The organism is Mesorhizobium sp. M1088, from assembly GCF_040318575.1.
Taxonomy (GTDB): Bacteria; Pseudomonadota; Alphaproteobacteria; order Rhizobiales; family Rhizobiaceae; genus Mesorhizobium.
The window spans coordinates 41,818-56,725 of record NZ_JAMYMO010000002.1 but is presented as its reverse complement, the minus strand read 5'-3'; the positions used below and the strand labels follow the sequence as shown (position 1 = coordinate 56,725).

The window sequence follows — 14,908 nt, the reverse complement described above, 5'->3', positions numbered from 1 at the left end:
CCGGATATGCAATTTTCTCGTACTGCCGGCAGCGCAGGGGCCAGGAGCATGGGTGACATGGCGGCAGCGGATATTTCCAGGCTGATCGAGGCGGCGGCAAACACGATCGCCGCACATGCCGACGAGCTGACCAGTCTCGACCAGGCCATCGGCGACGGCGACCATGGGCTCAACATGAAACGCGGCTTCGAGGCAGTGCGGGCCGAGGCCGGCGCGTTTGCGACAAAGCCGTTGCCCGAGGCGCTGAAGGCGATCGGCACCAAACTGGTGATGACCGTCGGCGGAGCCTCCGGTCCGTTGTTCGGCACGCTGTTCATGGCGCTCGGCAAGGAGATTTCCGCCGCGCCGGGTCGCGCCGACCTGGCGGCGGCCTTCGGCAAGGCGATCGAAGCGGTTGCCGCCAGAGGCAAGTCGCAGGCCGGGCAAAAAACCATGTTAGACGTGCTGCAGCCGGTGCATGAGGCCCTGCTGCAGGGAAAGACGGCAGCGGACATCGTCGAGATCGCCGACAACGCGGCCGACGCGACCGTGCCGATGAAGGCGCTGCGTGGGCGCGCCTCGTTCCTTGGCGACCGTTCGATCGGTCATATGGATGCCGGCGCACGCTCGACTGCGCTTCTGGTGCGGGCCGTAGCGGAGGCAATCGAGAGGCGCGCATGAGCAATGTCGGCATCGTCATCGTATCGCATTCGCCGCTGGTCGCCGAAGGCACCGCCGACATGGTGCGGCAGATGGTCGGCAACGAAGTGCCGCTTGCATGGTGCGGGGGAAACGGCCATGGCGGGCTGGGAACCAATGTCGAGGCGATCATGGACGCCATCGACAAGGCCTGGTCGGAGGCGGGGGTCGCGATCCTCGTCGATCTCGGCGGTGCCGAGACCAATAGCGAGATGGCGGTCGAGATGATCGGCGAACCACGCGCCCAGAAGATCATCGTCTGCAATGCGCCGATCGTCGAAGGCGCGGTGATGGCGGCGACCGAGGCTTCCGGCGGCGCCTCGCTCAGGGAAGTGGTGGCGACGGCGCACGAATTGTCGCCGTCGTGAACGAACGGGAATTTTGACAAGCATGTCCGCAGCAGCCGAAGCCAGCGTCCTGATCACCCATGAGGTGGGACTGCATGCGCGTCCTTCGGTGAAGTTCACCAAGCTTGCCAAGACGTTTTCGGCCGACGTCGAGATTGCGCTCGCCGCCAACGGGCCATGGTTCGACGCCAAGAGCATCGTCAAGGTGATGGCGGCGAAAGCGCCGAAAGGCACTGTCCTGCATATCAGAGCCAAAGGGGACGGCGCCGGCGAGGCGGTCGGCGCACTGGTCGAGCTGGTGCGGCGCGATTTCGACGAAGGCAAGGACCATGCCCGAACCGCTTAGGCTGCAGGGCATTTCGGCATCGGCCGGCTATGCCGAGGGGCCGCTGTTCAATCTGGACCAGGCTGCTGTGCGTTATGTCCGCAAGGCGACTGCCGCGGACGAGAAGGCGGCGCTTGAGGCCGCCATTTCCATTGCCGCAGGCCGGCTCGCGACATTGATGGAAACCAGCGACAGCGAGGCGGCCGGTATCCTCGAATTCCAGCTCGCCATGCTGGAGGACGACGCGCTGACCGGCCCGGCCTTTGAGCGAATTGCCGAGGGCATGGCTGCTGATGTGGCTTGGCGAAAAGCGCTCGACGCCGAGATAGCCGGCTATGAAACATCCGAGCAGGACTATTTCCGGGCGCGCGCGGCCGACATGCGCGACATACGCGACCAGGTGCTACGCGCGCTTGCCGGGGGCGGCGACATTGCCGCGCCGGCAGGTGCGATCTTCTACGGCGAGGATATCGCACCGACGCGCTTCCTCGAAACCGACTGGAGTGCCGGCGGCGGCATAGCACTTACGGCCGGAAGTGCCGCAAGTCATGTCGCAATGCTGGCACGCTCACGCGGCGTGCCAATGGTGGTGGGGTTGGGGCTCGTAACGCGTGGGGTAGCCGGGCCCGGTGCTTCGCCGGCTCACCTTGCCGGAATCGCACTGCTCGATGCCGAACATGGCGGCATCGTGTTGGCGCCTTCGAAAGTGGAGATCGACGCATTCCGGCGATCGTCGTCGTCTTTCGCGGCGCATCGCGACAAAGCGGCAGCCTATTTGACAAGGCCGGCAGCAACGAAGACCGGCATAGCGGTCCACGTGCAGGTGAATATTGCCGATCCGTCCGATGTCGACCGCATCGATGCTGCGGCGTGCGACGGTGTCGGGCTGATGCGGACCGAATTCCTGTTCGGCAAGACGCTGCCGGACGAGGAGACGCAATATCGCGCCTACCGTAGAGTGCTGGAATGGGCAGGCGACAGGCCGGTGACGATCCGTACTGTCGATGCGGGCGGCGATAAACCTGTGCCGGGCCTGACCGTCGAGGAAGGTAATCCATTCCTTGGCCTGCGCGGGATCAGGCTGTCGCTGATGCGTCCGGAGGTCTTTGGTGTGCAGATCCGCGCCTTGCTACGTGCCGCCATGCACGGCAATCTGAAGGTGATGTTCCCGATGATCGCCGTTCCGGAAGAGTATGAACACGCCACCGCGCTGTTCGCTGAGGAGCAGGCTGACCTTTTGGCGCGCGGCATCGCGCACAAAATGCCGCCGCTTGGCATCATGGTCGAGGTGCCGTCGGTGGCCATCGCACCGGAGGCATTCGCCAAGGCCGCTTTCTTCTCGATCGGTTCGAATGATTTGACCCAATACGTGATGGCCGCCGCGCGCGACAATGCGTCGGTCGCACATTTGAATTCCGTCAGGCATCCGGCCGTGCTCCGGCTGATCGCCTCGGTTGCCGCCTTCGGCCGCGAGCATAATATCCCGGTCAGCCTGTGTGGCGATGCCGGCGGCGACCCCGCCTCGATCCCGGCGCTGCTCGAAACCGGCCTGCGTGACCTCTCCGTCGCTCCCGCCCAACTCGCGATGGCCAAGGCGGCCATCGCGGACGTTTCGATCTAGGGCCCCGGTATGGCAGGCAAGGCGTCGCAATCCGGCCCCGAAGAGGCGATCCGCGCCTACAAGACGATCCTGTCGCAGGTGATCGACCAGCGCCCGTCCGGCATGCGCCAGCGCCTCGCCGATGCGCTGGGCAAGCATCGCAGCTTCGTCACGCAGATTTCCAGCCCGGCCTATTCGACGCCGATCCCGTCGAAGCATTTGCCGGCTATCTTCTCCGTCTGCCATTTCAGCCCGGCCGAACGCGATCATTTCCTTGAGGCCTACCATCGGGCGCATCCGGGAAAGATGTCGCTGGCCGCAGGCTTGCGCAAGACACGCCATGTCTCGCTGATCGTTCCCGATTTCGGCGACGACAAGCAGAACGCGGCGCTCGACCGGGCGGTCAACGATTTCATCCAGAAGATCACCAGCATTGCCGGCAAGGGCAGCTGACGCTGGGCTATTTCGGGAGGACGGCCATGAAGAAATTTTTGAATTCGGTCGATACGGTGCTGACCGAGAGCCTCGACGGCTTCGTTGCCGCGCATGCCGATATCCTGGCGCTTGGCGCGGAACACAGATTTGTCCGCCGCAAGCTGCTCACACCGGGCAAGGTGGCGCTGATCTCCGGCGGCGGCTCGGGTCACGAGCCGCTACATGGCGGGTTCGTCGGGCACGGCATGCTGGATGCGGCCTGCCCCGGCCAGGTATTCACCTCGCCAACGCCTGACCAGATGATGGCGGCGGCCGAAGTCGTCAATACGGGCGCCGGCTGCCTGTTCATCGTCAAGAACTACGAGGGCGACGTGATGAATTTCGACATGGCCGCTGAAATGTCGGAAGGCGTGATGCAAATCGTGACCAATGACGACGTTGCGGTCGAAAACTCGTCCTACACCACCGGCCGGCGCGGCGTCGCCGGCACGCTGGTGGTCGAGAAAATCGTCGGCGCGGCGGCCGAACAAGGCATGGCACTGGAGCCGTTGAAGGCGCTCGGCGAGCGCGTCAACGGCGCGACGCGCTCGATGGGCGTGGCGCTGACCAGTTGCACCGTGCCGGCGGCGGGCAAGCCGACCTTCGATATCGGCGACGGCGAGATGGAGTTCGGGGTCGGCATCCACGGCGAGCCTGGGAGGCGGCGCGACACATTGAAAAGCGCCGATGCTATCGCCGAGGAGATCTGTACCGCAATCCTGGGTGACCTGGGCGACGGTGCCAGAGGCCAGGCGCTACTCTTCGTCAACGGCTTTGGCGGCACACCGTTGATGGAGCTTTATCTGATGTACAACAGCGCCCGCAAAATCTTCGAGAAGCACGGCGTGACGGTGATCCGGTCGCTGGTCGGGTCCTATGTGACCTCGCTCGATATGGCCGGCTGTTCGATCACGCTGAGCATGCTCGACGACGAGGCGGCTGTTTGGTGGGATGCACCGGTACATACGGCCGCGCTGCGCTGGGGCATGTAGCGGCGGAGAATGCCCCAGAAATAGTCGGTGACAAGACCGGTATCGGCAACGCCGCGCATCGCCAGACAGGTTGCCCTCCTCACCCTGCGCAAGATAAAGAATCTGCGGGTTTGGGGAGTTCGAGCATGCGTTACAATTGGGATCGGGCGCCGACGGGTTTCGAGCGCCATGGAAAGGTGCTGGCAGCCGCCTTGCTGATCGTCGGCGGGGTCGGACTTATGCTCGCTGCCCTCCCGCTTTAGGGACAACAAACTCGGGTAGCGGACTACGTCTCAGCGCGTTGCCTCAGTGCGCCTGGCCAGTCACGGCGATGAAACGGCGGTCGCGCCCTTCAAATCCCTGGCTGAAGCGCTGCACGAGCACCGCAAGCACGCCCGGTTTTCCATCCGGGGTGAATGCGTAAGATTCCGACAGGCTGTAGGAAGTCGGGCAATTCCTCGAACCGGGCACCGCCTTGTCCTCATGCAGCAGCTTGATCGGCTTGCCGTTCTGACCCTGCAGCGTCAGGCGAAAGCCGAGCGCCTTGCCGGTCGTTTCGCCTTGCAGCGTCGCGTCGAAACTCGCTGAACAATCCGCCGTGCTGTCGGCACGGATCTGCTCGAGCTGGATGGTGCCAAGCTCGTCATAGGCCGGCGAAAGCCATTTTTGCGAAACCTGCTCGAGGCGCGCAATGTCATTGTAGGCGACCATGTCGTCGGGAAAGGTGAACCTGTCCAAGGCAGTCCGCTCGCCGCGCGGCGCGATGGCATATTTGGCCAGCAAGGGCGCCGCCAGTTCGGCGGCCTGTGCCCTCGCCTGCGCAAGCGTCAATGTCGAATCCTCCGTCTCGTCGGCGATGACGATCGGCTTGCCGCCGACGAACTCATCGGTCCGCGTGTCGATGATGTCGATCTCCGACCAGCCCGAATCCGAAGCACCGGCATCGAGCGTGCCGTACTGTTCGAAGGCGAAGTAGTTGCCGTCTGGCGAAAAGCCGATGACGCGCCGAGCCGCCGCGTCGCCTGCCTGAGCAGCTGAAGCGAGCACCACCGCCAGCGTCGCAACCGCGGCAACCCCAAGCTCATATCGCAATTTCATCGCGCCCTGCCCCTAATGCCGAAAATTCGAACGATACCGGCCCCCAGACCACCATGACCCGCACTTGCGGCCAAGTTAGAACGACGGCAAACGAAACGCACAAATACATGGTTACGCAAACCAGCATACGCTATTTCAAGGACAGCAAACATTCCTGGGGAGGAAGCTGGATGGCGTCACGCTACCACGAGGTCTACGACGGCTGGAAACGCGACCCGGAAAAATTCTGGGCCGATGCCGCGGGCGCAATCGACTGGTTCTCGCCCTTCGAGACGGTGTTCGACGCCAATGCCGGCGTCTATGGCAGGTGGTTCATTGGCGCCTCGTGCAACACCTGCTTCAATGCCGTCGATCGTCATGTGGCGGGCGGCCGTGCCGACCAGATCGCGTTGATCCATGACAGCGCGATTTCCGGCACAATCAGGAGATTCACGTATGCCGAGTTGAAGCGCGAGGTGGTCGCGCTGACCTCGGTGCTCAAGAATCGTGGCATCCAAAAAGGCGATCGCGTCATCATCTACATGCCGATGGTGCCGGAAGCAGCCTTCGCCATGCTTGCCTGTGCGCGGATCGGCGCCGTGCATTCGGTGGTCTTCGGCGGCTTTGCCTCGCATGAGCTCGCCACCCGTATCGACGACGCCAAGCCGAAGCTGATCATCTCCGCTTCCTGCGGCCTGGAGCCAGGGCGCGTCGTTGCCTATAAGCCGCTGCTCGACAAGGCGATCGAGATGTCGCGGCACAAGCCGGAAAGCTGCCTTATCCTGCAGCGCGACCAACTGCGCTGCGAACTCAGGGAAAACCACGATATCGACTATGCCGACGCCGTGGCGCGGGAGCGGGCCGCGGGTGCCAATGTCGACTGTGTTCCGGTGCTTGCCACCGATCCGCTCTACATCATCTACACGTCGGGCACGACCGGCCAGCCGAAGGGAATCGTGCGTGACAATGGCGGCCATATGGTCGCGCTGAAATGGTCGATGGAAAACGAGTTCGGCGTCAAACCGGGCGAAGTGTTCTGGGCGGCTTCCGATGTCGGCTGGGTGGTCGGCCATTCCTATATCGTCTACGGCCCGCTGCTGCATGGCTGCACAACGATCCTGTTCGAGGGCAAGCCGGTCGGCACGCCCGATGCCGGCACCTATTGGCGTGTGATCGCCGAGCATGGCGTCGTCGCGCTGTTCACCGCGCCAACCGCCTTTCGCGCCATCAAAGGACAGGACCCGAAGGGCGAATTCGTCCCGAAATACGACCTGTCCAAATTCCGGACGCTGTTCCTCGCCGGCGAGCGCGCCGATCCCGAAACCATCAAATGGGCGGAGCAGAAATTGACCTTGCCGGTGATCGACCATTGGTGGCAGACCGAGACCGGCTCGCCGATGACCATCAACCCCGCCGGACTGGGCCTGTTGCCGGTCAAATACGGCTCGCCCGGCGTGCCGATGCCCGGTTATGACATCCGCGTGCTCGACGATGCCGGGCATGAGGTCAAGCGTGGTACGCTTGGCAATGTCGTGGTGAGATTGCCGTTGCCCTCCGGCTGCCTGCCGACGCTGTGGAATGCCGACGAGCGGTTTCGCCAAGCCTATCTCGACGAGTTCCCCGGCTTCTACAAAACCGCGGATGCCGGCATGATGGACGAGGACGGCTATCTCTATGTCATGGCTCGCACCGACGACATCATCAATGTCGCCGGCCACCGGCTATCGACCGGCGCCATGGAGGAGATTCTGGCCGCGCATCCCGACGTCGCCGAATGCGCCGTCGTCGGTATTGCCGATGCTATGAAAGGCCAGGTTCCACTCGGCTTCGTCGTGCTGAATGCCGGCGTCGACCGCGACGCCGGCATCATCGAAAACGAGGTTGTCACCCTAGTGCGCGAACGGATCGGCCCGGTCGCTGCCTTCAAGACGGTGGTGACGATCAAGCGCCTGCCGAAGACGCGCTCCGGCAAGATCCTGCGCGGCACCATGCAGAAGATCGCCGACAAGGAGGAATGGGCCATGCCGGCAACGATCGACGACCCGGCCATCCTCGACGAGATCACCGCCGCGCTGAACCGCCGCGGCATCGGCCTGTAATGGGCGCCGAAGCCGAGTTGCGTCCGAAGCTCCGGTATGGAACGACCGGCGCCGGACGTGGTATCCACGCGCGGTGTCGTCATGTTGTTTCGGAATCGAGACGCACCCACAGCCATGCGAGACGCCATACGTGACCCTGTTCCAGCGATCGAGAAAGCCCCAGGCCGCGGCACGCCAGCGGCTGGAGATCGATATGCGGGGCGCAGTCGTCTATGCGATCGGCGACGTGCATGGCTGCTACAAGGAACTCCGCGCCCTGGAGCAGAAGATCGTGCTCGATTCGGCGCCCTTCGAAGGGCGCAAGCTCATAATCATGCTTGGCGACTATGTCGATCGTGGACCCCAGTCGGCGCGTGTGCTCGATCATCTGCTGGCGCCACCGCTCCGTGATTTCCAGCGCATCTGCCTTGCCGGCAACCACGAAGTCGTGATGCTGAACTACGTCGACGGGGTCATTTCGAGAGAGTCGTGGCTGGCGATAGGCGGCCTGCAAACGCTGTTTTCCTACGGCGTCGACCCGTCGCGCATGGCCGATCTCTATGGGTCAAGCGAGGAGGTCGACAAGCGCATTCGGGAAGTCATTCCAGCCGACCACATTAGCTTCATGCGCGCGCTGCCGGTCATGGTCTGTTCGGCGAAATTCGTGTTCGTCCATGCCGGCATCAGGCCCGGCATCGACCTCGCCGCGCAGGACGAGGACGACCTGCTGAATATCCGTTCGGACTTCTTCGACGCTGCGCATCTTCTCGACCGCTATGTCGTGCACGGACATACGCCGGTCGACACTCCGAAGCTCGAGGGACGCCGGCTTGGCATAGACACCGGCGCCTTCCAAACCGGCCAGCTGACCGCCCTCAGGATCGTCGACAACCGCGCCAGGTTGATATTTTCCTGAGCGCGATGTCGTCGCTCAGGCGGCTGCCTTGGTGCGCGCTTCCGATTTTTCCAGATAGTAGCTCGAATATTTGTCGAAGAATTTTTCCGAGCCGCCGATCGCGCCATATTTGGCCAGCTTCTTCAGTTCGACCTTGTTCAGCACCGCGCCAATGATCTTCTTGGCGATGTAGGGCTCCGAGCTGAGCATGGATTGCACCATCGCACGCGGCGTGCGTCCCCATTCGGTGACCAGCACGAAGCCGTCGACAAGCGGAGCGAAGGCCTTGGCGTCGACGACAGGCCCGAGCGGCGGCAGATCGACGATGATGTATTCGAAGGTTTCCTTGGCGTTATCGATGAAACGCCGCATGCCGGCTGAAGACAGAAGCTCGCTGGTATGCGAAAACTGGCCACGCAGGACGGCCGGGATGATAGCCAGCTTGGTCTGCCGGTCGATCTTGCCGACCGACTGCCATGTCTGCCCGCTCACCACAGCTTCCATCAGGCCCTGCTCGGCCTCCATACCGAGGCTGCGGCTGAGGCCGGGATTGCGCAGGTCGCCGTCGATCAGCAGCGTTTTCGATCCGTTGACGGCAAGCAGCCCGGCAAGATTGGCCGCCACCGTCGACTTGCCCTCGCCGGGAAGCACCGAGACCACGCCGATGACCCGGCTGCCCTGGCCTTCCATGACGACATCGAAGGCGATCTTGGCGTTGCGCAGCGTCTCGGAGAACATCGATGCCGGGGCATCGACGGTTACCCGCATCCGCGCACGTTTTTCGGCTGCCGACAATGTTTTGGAGGGCTGGGACTTGGAGGACTTGGCGGTCTTGGATTCAACGACTTTGACGTCAGGCTGACCGCCATTGCGCTGGTCATCCTTGCCAGCCTTGCCGATGACCGGCAGGTAGCCGAGGAATTTGAGGCCGACCCGGTCGCGCACATCCTCGCCGGTCCTGAAGAAGCGTTCCCTGAATTCATTCAGGCCACCAACCCCTGCCCCCAGCATCATGCCAAGCGCCAGCGAAAGCCCCAGCACGATGGCTGTGCGGGGGGTTGCGGCCGACTGCGGCATCGTCGCGTCCGAGATGACCCGGATCTTGCCGACCGGGAAGGATTGCTGCTGGGCGGCCTCCTCATAGCGGTTCAGGAACGTCTGGTAGAGCGTCGACAGCGCCGTCGCTTTTTGGTCCAGCTCACGCAGCTTGACCTGCGACTGGTTGTCGATGGAGCTCTTGCCAGCCGCCAAGGCGACATTTGCGCGGAGCGCGGTTTCGCGCGCCAGAGCGACCTCGTATTCGTTGCGGTAGCTTTCGGTCAGTTGCTTCAGCTCGCCGAAAATCTGCGCCGATATGTCGGCCTTCTCCTTGGCGAGCGCGACGGCCTGCGGATGTTGCGGGCCGAAATTGGCTTCGACATCCTGCTGTCGCTTGGATACGATGAGATAGCGGTTCTTCAGCGTCGTGATGACCGAGCTGCTCGGCTGGTCGTTCGATATCGCAGCGTCCTTGAACGCGTTGTCCGAGCCGCTTTCGACGATCGACTTGTACTGCTGATAGCGGGCGCCGGCACGTGCTGTATCGGCCTGCGCGACGATCAGCTGGGTGTTGAGATCGGACAATTGCTTGTCGCTGATCAGCTGGCCGTCATTGACGGCCAATCCGTGTTCGGCCCTGAACTTTTCGACCGCCAGTGCAGCCGCCTGGGAGCTCTCACGAAGCTCGGTCAGCCGGCCTTGCAGCCAGACCGCCGCCCGCTCGGTCGCGTCGAAGCTGGCATCGAGTTGATCGGCTAGATAGGCATCGGCATAGGCCTTGGTGATGGCGGTCGCAAGCGCCGGATCCGTCGCCTGGAAGGAGATGCTGATGACAAAGCTCCGGCCGATCCGCTCGGCATCGAGTTGGGTCTGCAGTTTGAAGATTGCGTAGTCACGGGGCGATGAGGATGCGGTGATCGCGTCACGCGTCGCAGCATCAAGCTGAGTGACATCGGTTGTGCTAGCGGCGCGCTTGGGGCGGACAGACTGGACGATACCGCGCACAAAGCCAGCAACCTTCGACAGGGCCGACGTCGGAGGGTTCATGAAAGCGTCGTTCTGATCGAGCTTCAGCTTGTCGACGACCACCCCAGCCAGCCTGGCCGACTGTAGTATTTCGATCTGGCTCAGAACGGCGGAGTCGGTCTGCATGCTGACCGACGCCGCCGAAATGTCGTCGACGACCTTGTTCAATCCTTCGTCGATCAGCACGCTGCTCGTCGCCACATAGGTAGGAGGCGTCGTCTGCAAATAGAGCACGCCGAGAAAGAGACCGATGACGGCGCAGGCGGCAACCACTTTCGCCTGCCGCGCGGCCATGCCAAGCAGGCGCTCGATGTCGATGAAGTCTTCGGCGTTTGCCGCATTAGAAGCCGGCAATGGCGTCCTCTTGTCGACAGGAAAATTGGCATAGTTCATCTTCGGTCCAATTCTAGTTTGCAGGCGCTACCGCCTCGAAGGTCGGGACATAGGGTGCAAACCTTGCGCCGGACAGTGCGCGTTACGCGCGGCGCAACGGCCTGTCCTGCGTCATCAGCCGCACCCACAATGCCTCGAAAAAATGGACATTATGCGGCTTCTTCCCGACGCTGATGCGACCGGACGAATTCCTGCAGCATCTCGAAGATCGGGCCCTTCATGTCCTCCCGCGCCAGCGCGAAAGCGATATTGGCCTGGATGAACCCCTCCTTCGAACCGCAGTCGAACATGCGGCCGTCGAAAGGCTGGGCGAAGAAGGCCTGGGTCTGTGCGAGACGCACCATTGCGTCGGTCAGCTGGATCTCGTTTCCGGCGCCGCGTTGCTGGCTGGCAAGCAACGAGAATATCTCGGGCTGCAGGATGTAGCGGCCGTTGATGTAGAAGTTCGACGGCGCGTTGGCAGGAGCCGGCTTTTCGACCATGGCCGTTACCTCGAAGCCCGTGCCGACATCAGCGCCGCGCCCGACAATGCCGTATTTGCTGGTCTCGGTCGGATCGCAACGCTCGACGGCGATGACGTTTGCGCCAGTCCGTGCGTAAAGATCAGCGACTTCGGCGAGACAGCCACGCCCGCCGAAGGACACCATGTCCGGCAAAAGCAATGCGAAGGGCTCGTCACCGATGACTTCGCGCGCGCACCAGACGGCATGGCCGAGGCCTTGCGGCGACTGCTGGCGGATGAAGCTCGTCGCGCCGGCGACGGGAAGCAGGCTTTCAAGCGATTCGAGTTGCGCCTTCTTGCCGCTCTGCTCCAGGGTTCCGATCAGTTCAGGATGCAGGTCGAAATAGTCCTCGATCACCGCCTTGTTGCGGCCGGTGACGAAGACGATGTGCTCGATGCCGGCCTCGAACGCCTCGTCAACCGCATATTGCACGACAGGCCTGTCGACCACCGGCAGCATTTCCTTCGGCATGGACTTGGTCGCCGGCAGGAACCGCGTTCCGAGCCCCGCCACCGGTATGACTGCCTTCCTGACTTTTTTCATTGCATGTTCCTTCTGAGGAGATCGATTTCAACCCTGTCGCAGGCGGCGAAACTGTCTTCATTCACCTGCAGCCCTTCACCTCCCCGCCACTACGGCAAACTGTGCCGCTACCCTTCGCAGCCGGACGGCGATCGGCATGCTCATATGCCGAACCGCCGCCGGATCGCTGAGCGCCGTCCATATCGCCTTGAGCGGCGACCGCGCCTTGATGTGCTGAACCAGCGACAGGAATGATGCCGCCCGCCGCAGGCTGCGAGCGCGCCTGGCGAACGCCGCCTCGGCCGCAGCATCCATGGAATGGGTCGCGGCGAAGGTGGCATCGGCCCTGCGCATCGCCTCGACGTGATGAAGTTCGAGCACCCGGGAGATGGAACCGGTGCGAATGTGGTAGATATAGCCCGTCGTCGGCTCGACCATGCATTTGCCGCCTTTAGCCAGAGCACTGGCCAGGAGGATATAGTCTTCGCCAATGATCAGGCTTTCATCGTAACGAAGCCCGTTCTCGTTCAGGAACCGGCGCTGGAAGATCGGCTTGAGGTAGCCGAGATTGAACCTCGATTCGAAGAGGACATTGCCGCTGATGAAATCTACCAGCGAGATTTCACCGAGGCCTTCCAGATAGTCAGCCGGGAACATCGTCTCTTCGGCAACGCCATCCTCGCGAACGACCTGCAGATTATCGACCGCGATCTCGGCGCCCGCTTTCTCCGCGCGCTCGATCATGGTGCAGAGTCGCCCGGGATAGACCGCGTCGTCGGAATCGAGGACCGCGACCCACCTGCCGCGTGCAAGCTCAAGGCCGGCATTCCTGGCGCCGCCGGGGCCACGGTTTTGCTCAAGCGCGACAACGCGTACGATGTCTTCGGGGTAGGATCTTGCCAGGTCGAGCGTCCGGTCGCGCGACTTGTCGTCGACGACGATGACCTCGACGCTGATATTGCGCTGGGCGACGGCGCTGGCAATCGCCCGATCGATGGTCGCCTCGGCATTGTAGGCGGCAATCACGAAGCTCACGTCAGGCTGCACGCTTGCCCCCTTGCTGCGGCGAAGACAGGCCGTATTGGCGGATTTCACGAACCCCGACGAGGCCGCTGACGACGCCGACATGCATAATGCCGCGAAGCACGCTGCGGTTCCGACGTACGGGGTCGATGGCGACCGGAATTGCCGACAGGAAACTGTAGGCGGCCTTTGCCGCGGCAATGCCGACCTGCTTGAGCCGGGCAAGGCCGTGTGCGTTGCGCCCCAGAAGATGACCATGCGTCTGCCCAACGCGGAACCGGCGGCGGCCGAGCCAGTCGAATGCCGCCCTGGCAGGTGGCACCGCTTCGTCGACCCAAGCCTCCGGCGAAAAGGCGATGCGGCCGCCGGCCTTGACCATCTGGTCGAAGAATTCCGTATCTTCGCCGCCGGTCTGGCCACGCGCCAGGCTGAAGCGCCGGCCGCGCAGGCTCTCAGCGCCAATCCTGAGCAGGACGTTGCAGGTGTAGCCGGTGCGGATTTCGCCGCTCACCCAGACCGGCAAGGTCGAGTGGAAATCGCCTTTGCGCATCCAGGCGGGCGCATCCGGCAGGTAACGGGCTTGCACCGGCCCAAGCACCGTCGCAGCACCTGTTGCTTCCGCCGTCGCCACCAGTTCGGCAAGCCAGCCAGCGGTGGCCGTCTCGTCATCGTCGATAAAGGCGACGAAATCCGCCGCACTGGTATCGAGGCAAGCGTTGCGCGCGATCGAGATGTTTCGGGCCGGGGCGTGCCGGTAGGTCACCGGCAGCTTCAACTCCGCAGCCAGCGTCGTCACCATCTGTTCGGCCGTCGGCGTATCGTCGTTGTCCGCGATGATAACACCGACGTCGAATCCCGCGGGCATATCCATGGCCGCTATGGAGCGAAGCGTGTCGGCAAGCTCCGGCCGGCGAAATGTGCAGACGCAGATATCGATGCTTCGATTTTTCCTGACCGGGTCCATCACGCTACCCCGCGCTGCGGTCGCGGTGCGAGCAGTTGCAGCCAGAAACCGACCGACCAGCCGAAATGCATGACCATTGCCGAGACCCCGGCCAGCGCAATGTCGGCTTTGCGCTGGCTGACGGCGGTCCAAAAGCCGTAGCCGAGGCAGACCGACGCCCATAGCAAAAGCGGTACGGCCGCCAGCCAGTGGACGAAGGAAAAGGCGGCGAGAAGAACCACGGGGAACACCAGAAGCGGCACCATCTGCCGGATCTTCGGGATCATGCGGTGCTTGAGAACGTTCTTCGCCCGGCCACGGCCATAGCCGAGATATTGAAAATAGAGGCCCTTCAGCGAGGAGCGCGGGTAGTAGACCATTTGCGTCTTGCCGGTCATCCAGATGCGGTAGCCGGCCTGGCGGAGCCGATAGTCGAGTTCGGCATCCTCATTGTGGCTGAAGGTTTCGTCATAGCCGCCGACCGCGGTGAACGCCGATATCCGTATCAGTGCGTGGTGGCCATGATCGACCCATTCCCCCGCCGAAAGATGCCGGTGCTTGGAACCGCCGGTGCCGAGCCTGGAGTTCTGCGCCGCTGCCGCTGCTTTCTGAACCATGCCGCTGCCACTGGTCAGCATCGAGACGACGACCGAATCCGCACCGGTGACCTGCGCTTCTTCGACCAGCCGGTCGCAATAATCCGCGGGATAGCCGCCATGCGCGTCGATGCGAATGAGATAGTCGACGCCTTCCCCGAACCTGGCGACGGCGAGATTGATTGCCGCGCTCTGCAAGCGCTTTTCATTGTGCAGCAGGATCACCCGCTGATCTTTTGCGGCGATGTCCGCGACGATCGTCCTGGTGCCGTCCGTGCTGCCGCCATCGGCAACGATGATCACGGCGCCCAGCCTCTCGGCCGCAGGGCGGAGCTCTCGAAGCAACGCGCCGATATGGGCCGCCTCGTTCAGGCACGGAACCACGATCGTGCAGGATGGAATTTCGGTTTGCGTCATCG

The 14,908-nt window shown here is 63.0% G+C and carries 14 protein-coding genes; 8 read left to right on the top strand and 6 right to left on the bottom strand.

Translation table 11 applies throughout. From position 1 onward, the window contains the following. The first annotated feature begins 57 nt into the window (after positions 1 to 57). The 6 genes from dhaL to dhaK are packed head-to-tail and all read left to right on the top strand — an operon-like array spanning position 58 to position 4,416. Complete coding sequence (gene dhaL / locus NKH49_RS03050; protein WP_352767236.1) at positions 58 to 660, top strand: dihydroxyacetone kinase subunit DhaL; 603 nt, start codon at positions 58 to 60, stop codon at positions 658 to 660. Beyond that, on the top strand, positions 657 to 1,046 hold the full coding sequence (gene dhaM / locus NKH49_RS03045; RefSeq protein ID WP_352469937.1) for a dihydroxyacetone kinase phosphoryl donor subunit DhaM: 390 nt from the start codon (positions 657 to 659) through the stop codon (positions 1,044 to 1,046). The genes dhaL and dhaM overlap by 4 nt, the downstream gene beginning before the upstream one ends. Before the next feature lie 22 nt (positions 1,047 to 1,068). Continuing rightward, positions 1,069 to 1,371, top strand: coding sequence for an HPr family phosphocarrier protein (locus NKH49_RS03040; protein ID WP_023676329.1), 303 nt, complete (start codon positions 1,069 to 1,071; stop codon positions 1,369 to 1,371). Continuing rightward, positions 1,355 to 2,971, top strand: a complete 1,617-nt coding sequence (ptsP, locus tag NKH49_RS03035; protein ID WP_352849791.1) for a phosphoenolpyruvate--protein phosphotransferase — start codon at positions 1,355 to 1,357, stop codon at positions 2,969 to 2,971. The genes NKH49_RS03040 and ptsP overlap by 17 nt, the downstream gene beginning before the upstream one ends. A 9-nt stretch (positions 2,972 to 2,980) precedes the next feature. Further along, entirely contained in the window at positions 2,981 to 3,403 is a 423-nt protein-coding gene (locus NKH49_RS03030) for a hypothetical protein (RefSeq protein WP_352925170.1), read from the top strand. A 26-nt stretch (positions 3,404 to 3,429) separates the two neighbouring features. Next, positions 3,430 to 4,416, top strand: coding sequence for a dihydroxyacetone kinase subunit DhaK (gene dhaK / locus NKH49_RS03025; RefSeq protein ID WP_352448464.1), 987 nt, complete (start codon positions 3,430 to 3,432; stop codon positions 4,414 to 4,416). 285 nt (positions 4,417 to 4,701) lie between these two features. Here the strand turns inward: dhaK and NKH49_RS03020 are convergent, their stop codons facing one another. Beyond that, on the bottom strand, positions 4,702 to 5,493 hold the full coding sequence (locus tag NKH49_RS03020; RefSeq protein WP_352925168.1) for a DUF2259 domain-containing protein: 792 nt from the start codon (positions 5,491 to 5,493) through the stop codon (positions 4,702 to 4,704). A gap of 170 nt (positions 5,494 to 5,663) precedes the next feature. Here NKH49_RS03020 and NKH49_RS03015 point away from each other — a divergent pair, with 170 nt between their 5' ends. Both NKH49_RS03015 and NKH49_RS03010 read left to right on the top strand, forming a co-directional pair. Continuing rightward, positions 5,664 to 7,571 (top strand): propionyl-CoA synthetase, encoded by a 1,908-nt coding sequence (locus tag NKH49_RS03015; RefSeq protein WP_352925166.1) that lies wholly within the window; start codon positions 5,664 to 5,666, stop codon positions 7,569 to 7,571. Positions 7,572 to 7,764: 193 nt separating this feature from the next. Then, positions 7,765 to 8,466 (top strand): metallophosphoesterase family protein, encoded by a 702-nt coding sequence (locus tag NKH49_RS03010; protein ID WP_352769088.1) that lies wholly within the window; start codon positions 7,765 to 7,767, stop codon positions 8,464 to 8,466. 15 nt (positions 8,467 to 8,481) lie between these two features. On the opposite strand, the gene NKH49_RS03005 is transcribed toward NKH49_RS03010, so the two are convergent. From NKH49_RS03005 to NKH49_RS02985, 5 genes are all read right to left on the bottom strand, one after another. Then, positions 8,482 to 10,902 (bottom strand): polysaccharide biosynthesis tyrosine autokinase, encoded by a 2,421-nt coding sequence (locus NKH49_RS03005; protein WP_352925163.1) that lies wholly within the window; start codon positions 10,900 to 10,902, stop codon positions 8,482 to 8,484. A gap of 149 nt (positions 10,903 to 11,051) precedes the next feature. Continuing rightward, on the bottom strand, positions 11,052 to 11,948 hold the full coding sequence (locus NKH49_RS03000; RefSeq protein WP_352540412.1) for a UTP--glucose-1-phosphate uridylyltransferase: 897 nt from the start codon (positions 11,946 to 11,948) through the stop codon (positions 11,052 to 11,054). A 75-nt stretch (positions 11,949 to 12,023) separates the two neighbouring features. Then, positions 12,024 to 12,974 (bottom strand): glycosyltransferase family 2 protein, encoded by a 951-nt coding sequence (locus NKH49_RS02995; RefSeq protein WP_352925161.1) that lies wholly within the window; start codon positions 12,972 to 12,974, stop codon positions 12,024 to 12,026. Beyond that, positions 12,964 to 13,914, bottom strand: a complete 951-nt coding sequence (locus tag NKH49_RS02990; RefSeq protein ID WP_352540410.1) for a glycosyltransferase family 2 protein — start codon at positions 13,912 to 13,914, stop codon at positions 12,964 to 12,966. The genes NKH49_RS02995 and NKH49_RS02990 overlap by 11 nt, the downstream gene beginning before the upstream one ends. Continuing rightward, positions 13,914 to 14,906, bottom strand: coding sequence for a glycosyltransferase family 2 protein (locus NKH49_RS02985; protein WP_352818584.1), 993 nt, complete (start codon positions 14,904 to 14,906; stop codon positions 13,914 to 13,916). Before NKH49_RS02985 ends, NKH49_RS02990 begins: the two co-directional genes overlap by 1 nt. Between the last annotated feature and the right edge of the window lie 2 nt (positions 14,907 to 14,908).

Excerpts from the sequence above, each read along its gene's own strand:
- dhaL (WP_352767236.1), top strand. The coding sequence starts at position 58 with ATGGCGGCAGCGGATATTTCCAGGCTGATCGAGGCGGCGGCAAACACG.
- dhaM (WP_352469937.1), top strand. The coding sequence starts at position 657 with ATGAGCAATGTCGGCATCGTCATCGTATCGCATTCGCCGCTGGTCGCC.
- NKH49_RS03040 (WP_023676329.1), top strand. The coding sequence starts at position 1,069 with ATGTCCGCAGCAGCCGAAGCCAGCGTCCTGATCACCCATGAGGTGGGA.
- ptsP (WP_352849791.1), top strand. The coding sequence starts at position 1,355 with ATGCCCGAACCGCTTAGGCTGCAGGGCATTTCGGCATCGGCCGGCTAT.
- NKH49_RS03030 (WP_352925170.1), top strand. The coding sequence starts at position 2,981 with ATGGCAGGCAAGGCGTCGCAATCCGGCCCCGAAGAGGCGATCCGCGCC.
- dhaK (WP_352448464.1), top strand. The coding sequence starts at position 3,430 with ATGAAGAAATTTTTGAATTCGGTCGATACGGTGCTGACCGAGAGCCTC.
- NKH49_RS03020 (WP_352925168.1), bottom strand. The coding sequence starts at position 5,493 with ATGAAATTGCGATATGAGCTTGGGGTTGCCGCGGTTGCGACGCTGGCG.
- NKH49_RS03015 (WP_352925166.1), top strand. The coding sequence starts at position 5,664 with ATGGCGTCACGCTACCACGAGGTCTACGACGGCTGGAAACGCGACCCG.
- NKH49_RS03010 (WP_352769088.1), top strand. The coding sequence starts at position 7,765 with ATGCGGGGCGCAGTCGTCTATGCGATCGGCGACGTGCATGGCTGCTAC.
- NKH49_RS03005 (WP_352925163.1), bottom strand. The coding sequence starts at position 10,902 with ATGAACTATGCCAATTTTCCTGTCGACAAGAGGACGCCATTGCCGGCT.
- NKH49_RS03000 (WP_352540412.1), bottom strand. The coding sequence starts at position 11,948 with ATGAAAAAAGTCAGGAAGGCAGTCATACCGGTGGCGGGGCTCGGAACG.
- NKH49_RS02990 (WP_352540410.1), bottom strand. The coding sequence starts at position 13,914 with ATGGACCCGGTCAGGAAAAATCGAAGCATCGATATCTGCGTCTGCACA.
- NKH49_RS02985 (WP_352818584.1), bottom strand. The coding sequence starts at position 14,906 with ATGACGCAAACCGAAATTCCATCCTGCACGATCGTGGTTCCGTGCCTG.